General features: G+C 64.0%; 17 protein-coding genes. 11 read left to right on the forward strand and 6 right to left on the reverse strand.

All coding sequences use genetic code 11. The features are described 5' to 3' along the window. Positions 1–8 precede the first annotated feature (8 nt). Positions 9–761, forward strand: a complete 753-nt coding sequence (gene recO / locus ACSLGO_RS12595) for a DNA repair protein RecO (protein WP_091604700.1) — start codon at positions 9–11, stop codon at positions 759–761. 2 nt (positions 762–763) lie between these two features. Further along, complete coding sequence (locus ACSLGO_RS12600; protein ID WP_387006116.1) at positions 764–1,561, forward strand: isoprenyl transferase; 798 nt, start codon at positions 764–766, stop codon at positions 1,559–1,561. Here ACSLGO_RS12600 and ACSLGO_RS12605 read toward each other — a convergent pair. Beyond that, positions 1,558–2,613 carry an alpha/beta hydrolase gene (locus ACSLGO_RS12605; RefSeq protein WP_436401234.1) on the reverse strand — a complete coding sequence of 352 codons (1,056 nt, stop codon included), beginning with the start codon at positions 2,611–2,613 and terminating at the stop codon, positions 1,558–1,560. The genes ACSLGO_RS12600 and ACSLGO_RS12605 overlap by 4 nt on opposite strands. Positions 2,614–2,691: 78 nt before the next feature. Between ACSLGO_RS12605 and ACSLGO_RS12610 the strand changes: the two genes are divergently transcribed. Then, complete coding sequence (locus ACSLGO_RS12610) at positions 2,692–3,765, forward strand: quinone-dependent dihydroorotate dehydrogenase (RefSeq protein WP_263126869.1); 1,074 nt, start codon at positions 2,692–2,694, stop codon at positions 3,763–3,765. 90 nt (positions 3,766–3,855) lie between these two features. Here ACSLGO_RS12610 and ACSLGO_RS12615 read toward each other — a convergent pair whose 3' ends face one another. Next, entirely contained in the window at positions 3,856–4,416 is a 561-nt protein-coding gene (locus ACSLGO_RS12615; RefSeq protein ID WP_338157550.1) for a DUF3043 domain-containing protein, read from the reverse strand. Positions 4,417–4,587: 171 nt separating this feature from the next. On the opposite strand from ACSLGO_RS12615, the gene ACSLGO_RS12620 reads away from it, so the two are divergent. The 7 genes from ACSLGO_RS12620 (at position 4,588) to ACSLGO_RS12650 (ending at position 11,283) form a co-directional block, all read left to right on the forward strand. Next, a complete protein-coding gene (locus ACSLGO_RS12620) occupies positions 4,588–5,994 on the forward strand; it encodes a dipeptidase (protein ID WP_436401235.1) in 1,407 nt (468 codons plus the stop codon). 110 nt (positions 5,995–6,104) lie between these two features. Beyond that, positions 6,105–6,494 carry a HesB/IscA family protein gene (locus ACSLGO_RS12625; protein ID WP_055241041.1) on the forward strand — a complete coding sequence of 130 codons (390 nt, stop codon included), beginning with the start codon at positions 6,105–6,107 and terminating at the stop codon, positions 6,492–6,494. A 185-nt stretch (positions 6,495–6,679) separates the two neighbouring features. After that, a complete protein-coding gene (gene ctaC / locus ACSLGO_RS12630; protein WP_091604718.1) occupies positions 6,680–7,525 on the forward strand; it encodes an aa3-type cytochrome oxidase subunit II in 846 nt (281 codons plus the stop codon). Positions 7,526–7,543: 18 nt separating this feature from the next. Further along, positions 7,544–9,271, forward strand: coding sequence for an aa3-type cytochrome oxidase subunit I (gene ctaD / locus ACSLGO_RS12635; protein WP_091604721.1), 1,728 nt, complete (start codon positions 7,544–7,546; stop codon positions 9,269–9,271). Beyond that, the gene (locus tag ACSLGO_RS12640) at positions 9,268–9,669 is read left to right on the forward strand and encodes a cytochrome c oxidase subunit 4 (RefSeq protein WP_091604723.1); all 402 of its coding nucleotides are present in this window, start codon (positions 9,268–9,270) and stop codon (positions 9,667–9,669) included. The genes ctaD and ACSLGO_RS12640 overlap by 4 nt, the downstream gene beginning before the upstream one ends. Positions 9,670–9,904: 235 nt before the next feature. Then, positions 9,905–10,702: a GntR family transcriptional regulator gene (locus ACSLGO_RS12645; protein ID WP_091604725.1), complete on the forward strand. Its 798-nt coding sequence runs from the start codon at positions 9,905–9,907 to the stop codon at positions 10,700–10,702. Positions 10,703–10,725: 23 nt separating this feature from the next. Continuing rightward, a complete protein-coding gene (locus tag ACSLGO_RS12650) occupies positions 10,726–11,283 on the forward strand; it encodes a hypothetical protein (protein ID WP_325787598.1) in 558 nt (185 codons plus the stop codon). Between the two features lie 83 nt (positions 11,284–11,366). Here the strand turns inward: ACSLGO_RS12650 and qcrB are convergent, their stop codons facing one another. From qcrB to ctaE, 4 genes are all read right to left on the reverse strand, one after another. Further along, on the reverse strand, positions 11,367–13,061 hold the full coding sequence (gene qcrB, locus ACSLGO_RS12655) for a cytochrome bc1 complex cytochrome b subunit (protein ID WP_091604729.1): 1,695 nt from the start codon (positions 13,059–13,061) through the stop codon (positions 11,367–11,369). A gap of 2 nt (positions 13,062–13,063) precedes the next feature. Beyond that, a complete protein-coding gene (qcrA, locus tag ACSLGO_RS12660) occupies positions 13,064–14,089 on the reverse strand; it encodes a cytochrome bc1 complex Rieske iron-sulfur subunit (RefSeq protein WP_091604731.1) in 1,026 nt (341 codons plus the stop codon). Positions 14,090–14,174: 85 nt separating this feature from the next. Further along, positions 14,175–14,960: a cytochrome bc1 complex diheme cytochrome c subunit gene (gene qcrC / locus ACSLGO_RS12665; protein ID WP_091604733.1), complete on the reverse strand. Its 786-nt coding sequence runs from the start codon at positions 14,958–14,960 to the stop codon at positions 14,175–14,177. Positions 14,961–15,036: 76 nt separating this feature from the next. Next, entirely contained in the window at positions 15,037–15,675 is a 639-nt protein-coding gene (gene ctaE, locus ACSLGO_RS12670; protein ID WP_091604736.1) for an aa3-type cytochrome oxidase subunit III, read from the reverse strand. A gap of 165 nt (positions 15,676–15,840) precedes the next feature. Between ctaE and trpD the strand changes: the two genes are divergently transcribed. Continuing rightward, entirely contained in the window at positions 15,841–16,881 is a 1,041-nt protein-coding gene (gene trpD / locus ACSLGO_RS12675) for an anthranilate phosphoribosyltransferase (RefSeq protein ID WP_263129005.1), read from the forward strand. Positions 16,882–16,938: the final 57 nt, after the last annotated feature.

Genomic DNA, 16,938 nt, shown 5'->3' on the forward strand with positions numbered 1-16,938 from the left:
ATGGATCCGTGGCCACTAAATCATTCGCTTCACGGACCTACCGTGACGAGGGCGTGGTGCTGCGTACCCACAAGCTGGGTGAAGCGGACCGGATCGTCATCCTCCTGACGCGCAACCACGGCCAGGTCCGCGCCGTCGCCAAGGGTGTGCGCCGCACGTCCAGCAAGTTCGGCGCCCGGCTCGAACCCTTCATGGTGGTTGACCTCCAGCTCTCCCACGGGCGCAACCTGGACATTGTGACCCAGGTCCAGACCAAGGGGGCCTATGGTGCGGGTATCGCCGCAGACTACGCGCGCTACACGGCTGCAGCCGCAGTCGCCGAGACGGCCGAGCGCCTAACCGACGTCGATGGCGAGTCCGCGAACGCGCATTACCATCTGGTCATCGGTGCGATGGCCGCCCTGAGCCGCGGAGCCCACTCACCGGAACTGATCCTCGATTCTTATCTCCTGCGGGCACTGTCCACAGCGGGTTGGGCGCCGTCCTTTACTGACTGTGCCCGCTGCGGAGCACCCGGTCCGCACAGCGCTTTTTCCGCCCCGCTGGGCGGTGCCGTGTGCCCGGCGTGCCGGCCGCCGGGCTCTGCCTCTCCGTCCGCCGAGACCATGCTGCTGCTTGCGGCACTGCTCAGCGGCGACTGGGGGTACGCAGACGCCTCCGGTCCACAGCCCCGCCGGGAATCGGCAGGGCTGGTAGCCAGCTACCTGCAATGGCACCTGGAACGGGTAGTTAAGTCCCTTCAACATGTGGAGCGTGTATAGCTTTGGTTCCTCCCCGCAACTCTCCGGCTGCTCCGTGGCCGCATCCTTCCGGTGCGGTACCGCCGCCGGTTCCCCGCGACCTGGTTCCGGCGCACGTGGCGATCGTGATGGACGGCAACGGCCGGTGGGCCAACCAGCGCGGACTGCCGCGCACCGAAGGACACCGTGCGGGGGAGGCAGCACTCCTGGACGTCATGGCGGGCGCCGTCGAAATCGGCATCAAGCACGTTTCCGTGTATGCCTTTTCCACCGAGAACTGGAAGCGTTCCCCGGAAGAAGTCCGGTTCCTCATGGGCTTCAGCAGGGACGTCCTGCGCCGCCAGCGTGACCAGCTGGACGAATGGGGAGTGCGCATCCGCTGGTCCGGGCGGCGGCCCCGGCTCTGGGGCTCGGTGATCAGGGAACTCGAGGTAGCCGAGGAACAGACCAGGAACAACACCACCTGCACCCTGAACATGTGCGTGAACTACGGCGGCCGGGCCGAGATCACTGACGCCGTCAGTGCCATCGCCGAAGACGTCAAAGCCGGCAAGCTGCGTCCCGGAAGCATTTCCGAGAAGACAATCCAGCGCTACCTCGATGAGCCGGACCTTCCCGACGTCGACCTCTTCCTCCGCACCTCCGGGGAGCAGCGGCTCTCCAACTTCATGCTCTGGCAGTCCGCGTACGCGGAGATGGTTTTCATGAATACGCTCTGGCCCGACGTCGACCGGAGGACCCTGTGGGAAGCGGTGGAGATCTACGCGCGCAGGGACCGGCGCTACGGGGGAGCGGTGGACCAGGCGGCAGCGGGAGCCTAGCGGCTGTGCTGTCCGGGCAGGTAGGTTGCCGCCCACTTGCCCAGCCGGTCATACGCCAGCCTGCGGACCGGCTTTGCGGAGAGCATCACGTCATGCAGCGCCCCGTCGAAACGCAGGACCGTTACCACCGGGCCCAGGAGCAGCGCCCGCTGGACCATCAGGTTCACGTCCAGCACGCTGTCCGTGCTTTTCATGGTCTCGTTCCAGGTGGCACCGATGGTCGACCGTGCGGAAGCCATCACCAGGACCGGGCACGTGATGTCCAGCCCGCGGGCCACCTTGGCATGGCCGGCCAGCACTGCAGTGATCCAGCCGGCCCGGACAGGCCAGCTGCCCGGCGGCTTCCAGACCGGATCCAGTTCCCACTCGCCGTCCGCTTCCGCGCTGAGGGACCGCCAGTAGAAATCCAGCTCGGGGATCTTCAGCCGGGTCTTGGGGCGGGTGAGCGCCAGCGGTTCAAGCAGGCCGGCAGCGGCGTTGCGGGCCAGGGAGCTGCCGCGCAGTTCAAGCCAGGGGCTGTTCAGGATCAGCGCCGCAATCCGGCCCGGATGCCTGTGCGCCCACAGCGAGGCGATCAGGCCGCCGGTTGAATGCGCCATGAGGGTCAGGCGCACCGGTGTCTGGGTCCCGCGGCTTTCGCGGATGTCGGCTTCGACGGCGGCCAGGGCTGCTTCGATGTCCGCGTCGTAGTCGGAGAGGTCCGTAATGAACCCCTCGGACTGTCCCGGACGGAGGCTGCGGCCGTACTTTCGCAGGTCCACGGCATAGAACGCGACTCCGCGCCCGGCCCAGAAGCGCGCCAGTTCAGTGTGGAAGAAGTAGTCCGCCCAGCCGTGGATGTAAACCACTGCATTCACCGGGGCAGGCTCCACCGGCGCCCGGAGCCGCGCCAGCCGTTCCCTGATCCGCCCGGTCAGCGACGGCGGCGGGGGAGGCTCCGGTGTGTAGGACACCAGCGTCGCGGTAACCGGGCCTTCGTCATCCTCGCCAAGTTCGAGCGTCAGTGCCCGGTAGCCGTCGCCGAGCCTGTCAGGTTGCCAGTTCTGCCCCATGTATCGAAAATACACGAACGAGTCGGTGCTCCCTGACCGCGATTTGGTGCAGGAGACCGCGAGTGGAAGCATTAAAACATGCGCGTCTACCCCACGTTCTTCCGGATGGTGTTCTCCGGAATGGACCCCGAAAAAGCCCACAAGATCGGCTATGAGGCCATCCGTGCCGCAGCCTTCACCCCTGCCGCGCCGGTGCTGCGTGCCCTGACCCGTCCGGCCCCGGACCAGTCAGTCGATGCGCTGGGCCTGAAGTTTCCCTCGCCCTTCGGACTGGCCGCCGGCTTTGATAAGGAAGGCGCCGCCGTCGTTGCACTGGCGAATCTCGGCTTTGGCCACGTTGAACTCGGCACGGTGACGGCCCAGGCGCAGCCCGGCAACGCCAAGCCCCGGCTGTTCCGCCTGGTGGAGGACCGCGCCGTCATCAACCGCATGGGATTCAACAACGACGGCGCCGCTGCGGTCGCGCCCCGGGTGCGGAAAGCCGTCGATGGCCTGTACCGGCGCTGGGGACGCAGCCGCCCGATCGTCGGCGTCAACATCGGCAAGACCAAGAAGGTAGGGCTCGAGAACGCCGTTGAGGACTATCTGGCCAGTACCCGGCTGCTCGCTGCCGACGCCGATTACCTGGTTGTGAACGTGAGCTCACCCAACACGCCGGGGCTGCGCCAGCTGCAGAGCATCGATTCGCTGCGTCCGCTGCTGACCGCAGTGGGACGGACAGCCGATGAAACTGCAGGACGGCACGTGCCGCTGCTGGTGAAGATCGCTCCGGACCTCACCGATGAGGACATCGACGACGTCGCACGCCTGGCGCTCGACCTTAAGCTCGACGGCGTCGTTGCCACGAATACAACGATCGAACGTCAGGGCCTGGTCACCGACGCGGAAACGGTTATTGCCGCCGGAGTCGGCGGGCTCAGTGGGGCGCCGCTGAAACAGCGTTCGCTGGAGGTCCTTCGCCGGCTGCGCAGCGCGCTGGGCCCGGATCCGGTGATCATCTCCGTGGGCGGCGTTGAAACCGGAGACGACGTTCAGGAGCGCCTCGCTGCGGGGGCCAACCTCGTTCAGGGCTATACGGCGTTCCTGTACGAAGGGCCGTTCTGGGCCGGGCGGATCAACCGCCGCCTGAGGGCGCTGCAGCGCCGGGGCTGAAAAACCGTCTAGGGCAGACAACGAAGAAGGGACCGGCTGAACCGGTCCCTTCTTCGTTGTCTGTATCTATGCCCGGGAGGCAGGAATCCGCTAGGAGACCTTCTCGCCGCGGCGTACCTGCGGCTTGGGGAGACGGAAACGGCGCAGCTGCAGGGCGCGGGAAATTCCGTACCAGACGTCGCCCTGGTTGGGCCCACCGAACTTCTCGGTGAGCCGGCGGCGCAGGAGGAAGCGGATGCGGATGCTGTCCACGATCACCAGGACGATCAGTGCCCAGAAAGCCATAAGGATGAAACTCTGGACAGTGAGGTTCTGGATGAAGCTGGCCACCACAAAGACGGCCGCGGCGATCATCACGAATTCGCCGACGTTCCAGCGCGCGTCCACGACGTCGCGCACGAAGCGGCGGTTGGGCCCCTTGTCCCGCAGGGGCAGGTACCGTTCGTCGCCGGTATCCAGGGCGGCACGCGTTTTCAGGCGTTCCTCGCGCATGGCGGCACGGCTTGCCTCGCGGGCGGCCTTGCGGTCATTGGGGACCAGCGGGCGCTGACGTGCCGCTACCTGGTCCTTGCGCCGCGGGGTGGGGGCACCCTTGCCGGTGGAGCCGCCGGACTTGGGCGACTCGGCCTGGGCTGCAGCTGCCTGATCCACAGTTTCCTGCGCGGTGGGCGCTTCTTTCTTTCGTCCGAACACTCATCAAGGATACCTGAACCCCACAGGCCGTGCGCGGCCGTTACGGCGCGGCCAAAACCCGGCAGCTGCGGGCGTTGCCGCAGGCCCGCGCCTCGAAGCGGCAGGGCGCGCGGTTGTAGGGTGTGCCCTATGACTTCCTCTTCCCACACCTCCAGCACGGTCCCGGACGAAGCAGCGCTGCGCGCCAGCGTGGCGGCGGCATTTCCCCGCACGCTCGAGGACCTCACCAGGCTGGTAGCCATTCCCGGTATCGCCTGGGATTCATTCGATCCGAAAAACCTGGACCGTTCGGCGGACGCCGTCGCGGAACTGCTCCGCGGCGCAGGCCTGGAGGACGTGCAGATCCTGCGGGTGGACAACAACGGCAAGCCCGGAGGCCCCGCCGTCGTGGCCCGCCGTCCTGCCGCGCCGGGCAAGCCCACGGTCCTCCTGTACGCCCACCATGACGTCCAGCCGCCGGGTGATCCGGCACTCTGGGAAACCGAACCGTTCACGGCGACTGAACGCCATGGCCGGCTGTATGGCCGCGGTGCGGCGGATGACAAGGCCGGAATCATGGTCCACGCTGCGGCCCTGCGTGCGCTGAACGATGTGCTCGGCGACGAGCCGGGCGTAGGCATTACGTTCTTCATTGAGGGCGAAGAGGAAGCCGGCTCCCCGACCTTCCGCACCTTCCTCGAAACGTACCGGGACCTGCTTCGTGCCGATGTGATAGTGGTTGCCGACTCCGGCAACTGGAAGATCGGCACGCCGGCACTGACCACCAGCCTGCGCGGACTGGTCGACGGGACCTTCGAGGTGCGGGTGCTTGGCCATGCCGTGCACTCGGGGATGTTCGGCGGACCCGTCCTTGATGCACCGACCCTGCTGGCCCGGCTCATTGCCACCTTCCACGACGAGCGCGGCAACCTCGCCATTGACGGCCTGGAAGGATTCGACGACGCCGCCGTGGACTACCCGGAGGATGACTTCCGGCAGGATTCCTCGGTCCTGGACTCTGTCCGGCTGGCGGGGGAGGGGTCCATCGCGTCCCGCCTCTGGACTAAGCCGGCACTGTCCATCATCGGCATCGATGTACCTTCCGTGGCGATGTCCTCCAACACCATCCAGCCCACGGCACGGGCGAAGTTCTCCATGCGCCTGGCACCCGGGCAGGACCCGGAAGCCGCGATGGACGCCATGGCCCGCCACCTGGCAGCCAACGCACCCTTCGGTGCCGAAGTGACCTTCACTCCGGGGGAGCGGGGCAACGCCTTCGCCACTGACACCTCTGCCCCCGCCGCCAAGACTGCTCTGTGGGCCCTGGAAACAGCGTGGGGAACAACGCCCGTCGAGATGGGCGTCGGCGGCTCAATCCCATTCATTGCGGACCTCGTGGAGGTCTTCCCGCAGGCATCGATCCTGATCACCGGCGTGGAAGATCCGGATTCCCGGGCACACTCGGCGAACGAGTCCCTGCACCTGGATGACTTCGAGAATGCGATTCTCGCTGAGGCCCTTCTTTTGGCCCGTCTGGGAATGCAGGAAACCCCTTAGCCCGTTACTGCTGAAGGGGTGCGCCGACGTACCATTGAGTGAACTGGCGCCGGCCCGCACAGCGGCAAGCTGCTGAGCGGACCGGCCGCCCGGACGGAAAGAGAGAAGCAATGAGCACTTCCACGAGTGAGAACGCTGGCCTGGTTGGAACCGAAGCCGCCGAAGAACTGCCCACGCATGACGTGATGCTCTCCGAGGTAGCTGCCGGCAAGGTCCGCTCCCTCCTTGAGCAGGAGGGCCGCACCGACCTGCGGCTGCGGGTTGCCGTTCAGCCCGGAGGCTGCTCGGGCCTGATCTACCAGCTTTACTTCGACGAGCGCGTGCTCGACGGGGATGCCGTACGCGACTTCGACGGCGTCGAGGTCATCGTCGACAAGATGAGCGTGCCGTACCTGGCCGGAGCCTCGATCGATTTCGAAGATACGATTTCCAAGCAGGGTTTCACCATCGACAATCCCAACGCCGGTGGCTCCTGCGCCTGTGGAGACTCCTTCCACTAGGCCTGAAACCGCGGCTTTCGGGCCGTAATAGAGGGTATTCTGCCCGGCACGCGGTGCGGTCTGTCACTGGACAGCACCGCGTCCGGGGTAAGCTCTACACGTAGTAGTAAAACTGATCGTGCGCAGCTGGGGGATTTTTCTGTCCGCTGTGCCGCACTTGCACGTAACAAGAGGAAGGGCCGTCTGTGAGTTCGCAGGACCGAACCAGCAGCCGACGCGCCAGGATCTTAAAGATCTCAGCCGTAACGTCGGCCGGCGCGTTGTTTTTATCGGGTTGTTCATCAGATGTCCAAAAGGGCTGGCTGCCCACGGAACGGGACACGACCAACCACACCGGCCGCATCATGGACCTCTGGGTCAATTCATGGATTGCTGCTCTGGCCGTAGGTATCCTCACCTGGGGACTGATCCTGTGGTGCATCATCGCCTACCGTCGCCGGAAGAACGAGACCGGCTACCCGCGCCAGCTCAGCTACAACCTGCCGCTGGAAATCTTCTACACGGCGATCCCGCTGTTCATGGTCCTGGTGCTCTTCTTCTTCACCGACCGCGACATCCGGGCACTCGACGCCCGCGTTGATGATCCGGACGTCATTGTGGACGTCCGCGGCAAGCAGTGGGCCTGGGACTTCAACTACGTCAAGGAAGACAAGTACTACAGCGGTGTCCAGGTCAACCTGGACGGCGAGGAAAAGTCCCAGGACGAATTCCCCACGCTGTACCTGCCGGTCAATAAGTCCGTTGAACTGCAGCTCAACTCGCGCGACGTCATCCACTCCTTCTGGGTGCCTGCGTTCCTGCAGAAGCGGGACATGATCCCGGGGCGCACCAACTACATCACCCTCACCCCGCAGCAGGAGGGCACCTTCGAAGGCAAGTGTGCCGAGCTCTGCGGCGAGTACCACTCTGAAATGCTCTTCAATGTGAAGGTCGTCTCCGAGGCCGAGTACGAGGCGTACATCGCCACCCTCGACGATGGCCAGCTGGGTGCTGAATACGACCGCAACACCAACCTGAATCCGACGAAGTAAGGAGGTAGGAGGAAAGCTATGACTACCCTGGAATACACTTCGGAGGAATCAGGCACGCGGGTCGCACCGCGCGTTGTGCCGGTCTCCAAGGGACGCATCGTCGTCAACTGGATCACCTCCACTGACCACAAGACCATCGGGTACATGTACCTGATCGCGTCATTCATCTTCTTCTGCCTCGGCGGCGTGATGGCCCTGGTCATCCGTGCCGAGCTGTTTGAACCCGGAATGCAGATCCTGCAGACCAAGGAACAGTACAACCAGCTGTTCACCATGCACGGCACCGTCATGCTGCTGATGTTCGCAACCCCGCTCTTCGCCGGCTTCGCCAACGTGATGATGCCGCTGCAGATCGGCGCACCCGACGTCGCCTTCCCCCGGCTTAACGCGCTGGCGTTCTGGTTCTTCCTCTTTGGCAGCACCATCGCGGTCTCCGGGTTCATCACCCCGCAGGGCGCCGCCTCCTTTGGCTGGTTCGCCTATGCGCCATTGTCGAACACGACATTCTCGCCGGGTGTCGGTGGTGACCTTTGGGTCTTCGGCCTTGCCCTCTCCGGCTTCGGCACCATCCTCGGTGCGGTGAACTTCATTACCACGATCATCTGCATGCGTGCCCCGGGCATGACCATGTGGCGCATGCCGATCTTCACCTGGAACACGCTGGTCACCGCCATCCTGATCCTCATGGCCTTCCCGCCGCTGGCTGCCGCTCTGTTCGCACTTGGTGCGGACCGCCGGTTCGGTGCGCACATCTTCGATCCCGAGAACGGCGGCGCAGTCCTCTGGCAGCACCTGTTCTGGTTCTTCGGGCACCCCGAGGTGTACATCATCGCCCTGCCGTTCTTCGGCATCGTGTCGGAGATCTTCCCGGTCTTCAGCCGCAAGCCGATCTTCGGCTACAAGGGCCTGGTCTACGCAACGATTGCCATCGCTGCCCTGTCCGTGACTGTGTGGGCCCACCACATGTACGTGACCGGCGCCGTCATGCTGCCGTTCTTTGCCTTCATGACCATGCTCATCGCGGTACCGACCGGTGTGAAGTTCTTCAACTGGATCGGCACCATGTGGCGCGGATCGATCACCTTTGAAACTCCGATGCTCTGGAGCATCGGCTTCCTGATCACCTTCCTCTTCGGTGGCCTGACCGGCATCATCCTCTCGGCTCCTCCGCTGGACTTCCACGTCTCGGACACCTACTTCGTGGTTGCACACTTCCACTACGTGGTCTTCGGTACCGTCGTCTTCGCAATGTTCGCAGGCTTCTACTTCTGGTGGCCCAAGTGGACCGGCAAGATGCTCAACGAACGCCTGGGCAAGATCCACTTCTGGCTCCTGTTCCTGGGCTTCCACGGCACGTTCATGATCCAGCACTGGCTGGGTGTCATCGGCATGCCGCGGCGCTACGCTGACTACCTCGTGGAAGACAACTTCACCGCGATGAACCAGTTCTCCACGATCGCCTCCTTTGTCCTGGGTGCCTCCCTGATTCCGTTCTTCTGGAACGTGTACATCACCTGGCGTCACGGCAAGAAGGTTGAAGTGGATGACCCGTGGGGCTTCGGTGCCTCTCTCGAGTGGGCTACTTCCTGCCCGCCGCCGCGCCACAACTTCACGTCGCTGCCCCGAATCCGTTCGGAGCGTCCGGCCCTGGACCTGCACCACCCGGAACTGCAGCAGACTGTCACCAACGAGTCCGCACCGGGCAAGGTCTACGGTTCGGCTGACCGCAAGGAGAGCGTCCAGTGAAAATCGAGGCAAAGCTCTTCCTCCTGATGGCGCCGTTCTTCGCAGCAGTTGGCGTTGTCTACGGTTACCTCGTTGAGTGGATGGAGCCGGTAGGCTTCCTGGCACTGTTCCTGACCGCCGGCATGTCCCTGATGATCGGGTACTACCTGATGTTCACGGCACGCCGGGTGGGCATGCGCCCGGAAGACCGGCTTGATGCCGAAATCCACGAAGGATCCGGCGAACAGGGCTTCTTCAGCCCCTGGAGCTGGTGGCCGCTTGTCCTGGCGACCGCCTGCGCCGGTGCCTTCCTCGGTCTCGCCGTCGGATGGTGGGTGCTGTACATCAGCGTTGGCCTCGCCGTCGTCGGCCTGATCGGCTGGGTTTACGAATACAGCCGCGGTAACCACGCGCACTAGGCTTAGCAGCCACAACTAAAGATCAGTTGGCCGGAGGGCCCGCAGTTACCTGCGGGCCCTCCGGTTTTCTCCATGTGCGGCCGTTCCGGGGCAGGCCGGACGAACCCCTGGGAGGGGAGGGCAGGAAGTCCGTGGCCGGCATGTGCCCCCGGTATCCTTGGATAAGCACCCCACCCAGAGGAAGGTCCGGCCCGCCCATGTCCGAACCGCTGCCTGCACGCCCGGTCCCCGAGCCATGATCAAGCGTGCCCTGAAATCCTTTCCGGACGGGATCGATCCGGAGTCCGGGAAAGCCAAGCACCGTCAGCTCGAAGAGATCCTGCGGCGGTTCGTCGAGCTTCACGCTCCTCCCGGAACGGCCGTACCCTCGGAACGTGAGCTCTCGGAACACTTCCAGGTAGCCCGCATGACAGTGCGGCAGGCCATTGACGCCCTCGTGGCGGATGAGGTCCTGGAGCGCGTTGTCGGCGTGGGAACGTTCGTTGCCAGGCCCAAGATGGACCTGCAGATCAAGCTGACTTCCTACAGCGAGGAGATGCACCGGCGGGGCATGGTGCCGGATGCACGCGTGCTCACGTTCGAGCAGGTGCCTGCGTCCCATCTCGTGGCCCGGGAACTCCAGATCGACCCCGGGCAGCCTGTGGTGCGCTTCCGCCGCCAGCTGCTGGCCGACGGTGAGCCCATGAGCGTGGACGAGAACTTCATTCCCGCCTGGCACGTTCCGGGCATGCTGGAAGAAGAGCCTCCCACGTCGCTGTACCGGGTCCTGAGTGAACGGTACGGCATGGTCATTGAGTGGGGCGAGGACACCATCGAGGCCACGGCAGCCACAGCGTCGACTGCGAGGCTCCTCAATGTGGACCTTGGCGCTCCGCTCCTGAAAATCCAGCGCCACGCGTACGTCTCCCGGTCGATGGTGGACTACTCCGTGTCCTACTATCGCGCGGACCGCTACAAGCTCTGGGTGCCGCTTCAGCGGCCCGGAATCCGGACACCGCGCACTTACCACCCCGGACGCCACCAGGCGACCTGAACCAAGAATGGAGGGATCGCCGCATGGAGATCCTGAGGATGTACAAGCAGGACCCGCCGCGCGGGATGCTCTTCAAGGAAGTTGTTTATGAGCCTGAGGATCTTTCGCTCATGTACACCAAGGGAAGGGTTGGCCACGAGGGAACCGTCTCCGTCAAGGAAGGCATTGACCCCGGGCAAGCGGAGGAGCTGATCCACGAGTATGGAGAATCGGCGGCGGGGGAGGGGTACGCCGAAATCCCCGAGGAGGAGCAGCACTGGGTCATAGCCCAGTACGCTCTCAAGACCAAGGACGGGACCGAGCGTGACAGGTACCTTGAGCACAAGGCAGCAACCGCCATCGGCACCTACTTTTCCTGGCGGGGACTCGGCTCCGTCGAGGAGACCGGCTTCAGCCCGTACAAGCTGAATATCCTGTGCCTCGTTCCGGACGTAAAGCTGGCGGTCAAAGGCATTCAGGTAGTCCTGAGGGAATCCCGGCTGGACTTCACCAAGCTGAGCATCGGCTCCGCACCCTTCGCGGACCTGGACCACCCCGTCCGCCGTTATCCGCTGCCCTCGAAGGTGCCGTTCGCGCTCTAGGCGGCGCCGTTCCGGCTGCAACTACGACAGGAAAAACAAGGAAGCCCCCGTCCCAAAGGACGGGGGCTTCCTGAGTGTTCGAGCTAGTGCTTCTCGATCGAGGCCGGAGCCTCATCCACTTCGCTTGCCTCAACTTCGGCATGCGGCTCGTGGTGGTGTGCGGCCTCAAGTTCGGCCGGGGTCACCGGAGCAACACGGTCTTCGAAGAAGAACCGGGAGAGGGCCCCGCGGCGCTTCTCGCTGCGGCTGATCTTGCCCTTGGCGTCCGGCTGTGCCGGCGTGACCTCGGGGGAATCGAACGCAACGAGCTTGTAGCGCTTGAACTCGTCCAGCGGCTCGTGAACCTCGATGTACTCACCGTGCGGGAGACGGACGATGCGGCCGCTCTCGACGCCGTGGAGGACAATCTCGCGGTCCTTGCGCTGCAGTGCCAGGGCGATGCGGCGGGTCACGATGAATCCGATGACCGGTCCGAAGAAGAACAGGAAGCGGAGCCAGTACGTCACATCGTTCAGCGACACCAGGAAGTGCGTGGCGATGAGGTCGGAGCTGGCAGCAGCCCACATGACGCAGTAGAAGATGACGCCGGCAACACCGATGGCGGTGCGGGTCGGAGCGTTGCGCGGACGGTCCAGCAGGTTGTGGATCCGCTTGTCCTTGGTGACCCAGGCTTCGATCCACGGCCAGGTGAACAGGAGCGTGAACACGATGCCTGCAGGCACGAGGGCCGGCAGCAGGACGTTCAGGGACAGGGTGTTGACGCCCCAGGGGAACGGAATGTTCCACTCAAACGGGAAGCCGAACAGCCAGCCCGGCATCAGGCGCAGGGCGCCGTCAACCCAGCCGATGTACCAGTCAGGCTGGGTGCCTGCGGACACGGGGGAGGGGTCATACGGACCGTAGTTCCAGATCGGGTTGATCGTGAACACTGCCGAGATGAAGGCAATGATGCCGAAGACGATGAAGAAGAATCCACCGGCCTTCGCTGCGTAGACCGGTCCAACCGGGAAGCCGACAACGTTGTTGTTGGTACGTCCCGGACCGCGCCACTGGGTGTGCTTGTGGATGACCACCATGAAGAGGTGGATGCCGATCATCAGCAGGATCAGGGCAGGAACCAGCAGGATGTGAAGGACGTACAGGCGTCCAATCACTGCGGTTCCGGGGAACTCGCCGCCGAAGAGGAAGAAGCTGATGTAGGTGCCAACAACCGGAACAGCCTTGATCACGCCGTCGATGATGCGCAGGCCGTTGCCGGAGAGCAGGTCATCGGGGAGCGAGTAGCCGGTGAAGCCGGCAGCCAGGGCCAGGATGAGCAGCACGCCGCCCACTACCCAGTTCAGTTCGCGGGGCTTGCGGAACGCGCCGGTGAAGAAGACGCGCAGCATGTGCACCGATACGGAGGCAACAAACAGCAGGGCCGACCAGTGGTGGACCTGGCGCATGAAGAGGCCGCCGCGGACGTCGAAGGAGATATCCAGCGACGAAGCGTAGGCAACGGACATCTCTACGCCCTTGAGCGGAACGTAGCTGCCTTCGTAGTGGGTTTCCGCCATGGACGGATCAAAGAAGAACGTCAGGAACGTTCCGGAGAGGAGCAGAATGACGAAGCTGTAGAGCGCCACTTCACCAAACATGAAGGACCAGTGGTCAGGGAAGACCTTGCGGCCGAACTCCTTGACCATCATCGAGCCGCTTACGCGGGAGTCGACGAAGTTGGTGATGCGCCCGAGCTTGGTCTTCGGCTCGTAGGTGCCGGATACAGAGGTAGCACTCATGATCAGCCACGCTCCCAGTAGCTCGGTCCAACGGGTTCAGTGAAGTCGCTGGTGGCAATGAGGTAGCCCTCGTCGTCAACGGCGATCGGCAGCTGCGGCAGTGGACGGACGGCCGGACCGAAGATGACAGCGCATTCCTGGGTCAGGTCGAAGGTGGACTGGTGGCACGGGCACAGCAGGTGGTGCGTGTGCTGTTCGTAGAGTGCCACCGGGCAGCCAACGTGGGTGCAGATCTTGGAGTAGGCAACGATGCCGTCCACGGACCAGTCTTCGCGTCCGGGGGAGGGGTTCAGCTCGGACGGGTCCAGGCGCATGAGCAGGACAACAGCCTTGGCCTTTTCCTCGAGCTTGTGCTCGGCGTCGTTCAGGCCCTCGGGGATCACGTGGAAAGCAGAGCCCAGGGTGACGTCCGAAGCCTTGATGGGGGTGCCGCTCGGGTCGCGGGTCAGGCGTACGCCGTTGTCCCACATGGTGTGGCGCAGGACGTCACCGGGCAGCGGGCCCAGGTCGCGGAACAGGACGATAGCGGGCAGCGGAGCCAGTGCCATGGCACCCAGGAGGGTGTTGCGGATCAGCGGGCGGCGCTTGATGCCGGTTTCCTCGATGATGTCGCCGATCATCTTCTCGGCGACAACGCGGTCCTCTTCCGGACGGATCTCGTGGCGTTCCTCGATGACTTCGTGGTCCGGCATGAGGGTCTTGGCCCAGTGGACAATACCGACGCCGATGCCGAGCATCGCGAAAGCGGTGCCGAGGCCCAGGAACAGGTTCTGGACGCGCAGCGTCCCGATGCTCTCATCCAGGCGGATAAAGAAATATCCGTAGAAAAACAGGAGCGTACCGAGCACCGAGATGGCGAAGAGAATCGCCACCTGCTTCTCGGACCGCTTCTCAGCCCGGGGATCCGTGTCGGCCAGGCGAGGACGGTGCGGGGGAAGTCCAGGATTCTGGAATTCCCCTTCTTCGCCCTGGCCAGCCGTAGCGACGGTGCCCGAGGTGTTCGGACTGCCGTGACTATGGTCGCCCATGATCCCCCTCATCCTTCTCTTGAAACTGCATTAGTAGACCTATGTGTAACTGTGATGTCACCCCGTGGGGTGAGCGCGGCGATGACTAGGAAGACCGGGAGGTCAACCAGATGGTGAAAGCGATGATCAGGCCCAGGCCGGCTGTCCAGATGAACAGGCCTTCGGAGACCGGACCAAGCGAACCGAGCTCGGCTCCACCCGGGGAACCGTTGGCTTCGATGTTCTTCAGGAAGGTGATGATGTCCTGCTTCTCCTCGGGGGAGAGGTTCGCGTCAGAGAAGACGGGCATGTTCTGCGGGCCTGTGACCATGGCCTCGTAGATGTGCTTCTCGCTGACGCCTTCCAGGGCCGGGGCGAACTTGCCGCGGGTCAGGGCGCCGCCTGCACCGGCAGCGTTGTGGCACATGGCGCAGTTCACGCGGAACAGCTCGCCGCCGGCGGCAGCGTCGCCGTTGGCTTCGATGTACTCCTCTTCCGGTACGGAAGGACCGGCGCCGAGGGAGGCTACGTAGGCGGCCATCTGTGCGGTCTGTTCTTCGTTGAACTGCTGGGGCTTCTGCTGGGCCTGTGGGCCCTGCATGGCCATCGGCATGCGGCCGGTGCCAACCTGGAAGTCGACGGACGCGGCACCAACGCCTACCAGGGAGGGGCCGTTCTCGGTTCCGCTGGCCTCCATGCCGTGGCAGGTGGCGCAGTTCGCAATGAAAAGCTTCTCGCCCTGCTGCACATCATCGGCAGTGTAGGTGGTGGCGGCCTGGGCTTCATTGGCTCCGGAAGCAGCTGCGTAGATGCCGCCGGTAACGATGAGGCCCAGCAGCAGCAGTGCTACTGCTGCAAGGGGATGACGTCGCCTTTGCGATAGTGCCTTCACTTAGTGGTTCCTAACTTGTGTGGTCTTTTGGTTACTCGTGCCACTTTGAATATTGCTGTGGTGCTGCCCTGACGGACTACTTGAGGAAGTAGATGATGACGAAGAGGGCAATCCAGACCACGTCGACGAAGTGCCAGTAGTAGGACGTCACGATCGCGGAAGTCGCCTCGAAGTGTCCGAACCGCTTTGCGGCGTAGGCACGTCCGATGATGAACAGGAACGCGATCAGGCCGCCGGCCACGTGCAGGCCGTGGAAACCGGTGGTGATGTAGAACGAAGATCCGTAGGCGTTGGAGGACAGCGAGATCCCGTGGTGCACGAGTTCTGTGTACTCAAAAGCCTGGACGGCAACGAAGATGGCGCCGAGGAAGAAGGTCAGGTAGAACCACTCGACCATTCCCCAACGGGCAATCTGGAAGAGCCCGCCGGTGCGGCGCGGCTGGAGCCGCTCAGCGGCGAAGACGCCGAACTGGCAGGTGAAGGAGCTGGAAACAAGGATCACCGTGTTCACGAAGGCGAAAGGCACGTTCAGCTTGGCCGTCTCGATCTCCCACATCTCGCCCGAGGTGGAGCGGAGCGTGAAGTACATCGCGAAGAGCGCAGCAAAGAACATGAGTTCGCTGGAGAGCCACACCACGGTCCCTACGGAGACCATATTGGGGCGGTTCAGCGTGGGGTGAGCCGGGGTACTGGGGGCATGGGTCGCTGTTGTCACATAGACATTATGGCCGTAAAACTGCCCACTTCACCAACAGAACCAGACGAACGGCGCGTCCGGTTCGTTCCCAAACCGCCCACTTCCCAGCAACGGCGCGGAACTTGCCGTCCGGAAACAAATCAGCATTTTCTACGATTCGTAGATAACCTAGAGCCTGTGAGTATGTTTTCGAGTTCCGAGCACACCTGGCCGTCGCTTATTACCGCGCTTATTGCGGGGCAGAACCTGAGTTCAGAACAGACCTGGTGGGCGATGAACACGATCATGGCCGGGGACGCGTCAGACGCGCAGATCGCCGGCTTCCTGGTCGCCCTGCGCGCCAAGGGTGAGAGTGTCGAAGAACTCACCGGCCTGGTGGAAGCCATGCTCGCCAACTCCCGTCCCATCGACATCCCCGGCGAAACCCTGGACATCGTTGGAACCGGGGGCGACAGGCACAACACCGTCAATATTTCTTCCATGGCCGCCCTTGTCTGTGCCGGAGCCGGTGCCAAGGTGGTCAAGCACGGCAACCGCGCGGCGTCGTCCTCCTCCGGTTCAGCCGACGTCATCGAGGCGCTGGGTGTCCGGCTGGACCTGCCGGTGGACCGTGTTGCCCGGGCAGCCGTGGAGGCAGGCATAACCTTCTGCTTTGCCCAGGTCTTCCATCCCTCGATGCGGTACGCAGCCGTGGCGCGCAGGGACATGGGCGTAGCAACCGCGTTCAATTTCATGGGTCCCCTGACCAACCCGTCCCGTCCCTCCGCCTCCGCAATCGGCGTGGCGGACGAGCGGCTGGCGCCGCTGATTGCCGGAGTACTCGCAGCCCGCGGCGTCCGTGCCCTGGTGTTCAGGGGTGGGGACGGACTGGATGAGCTGACGACGACGGGCAGCTCCACCGTCTGGGAGGTCCGGAACGGTGCCGTGGAGCGCTCAACGGTGGATCCCCTGGACCTCGGGATAGGCCGGGCCACCCTGGACGACCTGCGGGGCGGAGACGCCGCCGCCAATGCCGCCGTCGTGCTGAGTGTGCTGGCGGGGGAGCGTGGCCCGGTCCGGGACGCCGTACTGCTGAACGCTGCCGCGGCCCTGGTAGCCCTGGATCCCTCCGCCGAAGGAACGCTGACGGACCGTCTGCGTCAGGGCCTGCGACGGGCGGAGGAGTCTGTGGACAGCGGGCAGGCGCGCAAGGCCCTCGACCGCTGGGTGCAGGTCACGCAGTAGGAAACCGGAAAATTCCGGCGGGCCGGTATCCGCAGGCTCGCAGCCGCAAACACCTAA

This window comes from Arthrobacter sp. IK3 (genome assembly GCF_051337705.1).
In the GTDB taxonomy this organism is placed as follows: Bacteria; Actinomycetota; Actinomycetes; order Actinomycetales; family Micrococcaceae; genus Arthrobacter_B; species Arthrobacter_B koreensis.